This is a genomic window from Treponema sp. R6D11 (assembly GCF_054786075.1).
The window spans coordinates 1-672 of record NZ_BDHD01000634.1; the positions used below are offsets into that span (position 1 = coordinate 1).

At 47.0% G+C, this 672-nt stretch carries 2 protein-coding genes; both read right to left on the minus strand.

Annotation, left to right across the window (positions count from 1 at the left end):
- Positions 1-172: 172 nt before the first annotated feature.
- Entirely contained in the window at positions 173-430 is a 258-nt protein-coding gene (locus tag ACYVTD_RS15180) for an EscU/YscU/HrcU family type III secretion system export apparatus switch protein (protein WP_461248544.1), read from the minus strand.
- Positions 430-672: hypothetical protein (locus ACYVTD_RS15185; protein WP_461248545.1), on the minus strand; the 243-nt coding region annotated here is incomplete at its 5' end. The genes ACYVTD_RS15180 and ACYVTD_RS15185, both read right to left, overlap by 1 nt.

Sequence of the window (672 nt, forward strand, 5' to 3'; positions counted from 1 at the left end):
TGAGGGCTTAAAATTTGGCATATTCGGACCGCCAAATGGAAATTGCGGCCCCCCATTGTTATTATTGTTACTGTTCCCGGAATTATCGCTCATAAGTTATATTATAATGGAAAAGAAATAAAATGAATATAGCTAAAACTTGTCTGTTTTTATCACAAATGAATGAATATAGCTAAAGCTTGTCCGTTTTCATCACAAAAGCGAGTATTTTCGCCGCCGCTTCCCAACACCAGGGCGGAATAAAATCACCCGGTTTCGCACTTGAATCAAGCAAGGCGGCAAGGGCGGAGTCCTCCACGACCGCAACCCCAGCCTCTTTGGCGACAGCGATAATTTGCTCGGCCTCCCTTCCCCTGCCCGAAGCCAAAAGCGAAGGCGCGTAATCCCCCGATTTATACCCGATAGCGGACGCAAGTTTTCTTTTCTTCATTATATCGCCTCGTCTATTGAACGTAAAAAATCGTCCCCACCGCCCGCCTCAAACGGAAAAGAGCCTGAAAAAGATTTGATGAAGATTCGCTCTAGCGCGATTTCCAGCAATGATGACAGTTCATGCGCAAGCGCTATCTTTTCTTTTTCGCCTGACCACTTGCAAGTGGTCAGGTCAGGCTGTACCCCAACCGAGTCTACAGGGCGAGTGTTCCCATTTTGCAGATAGACCGACAGCCTGTT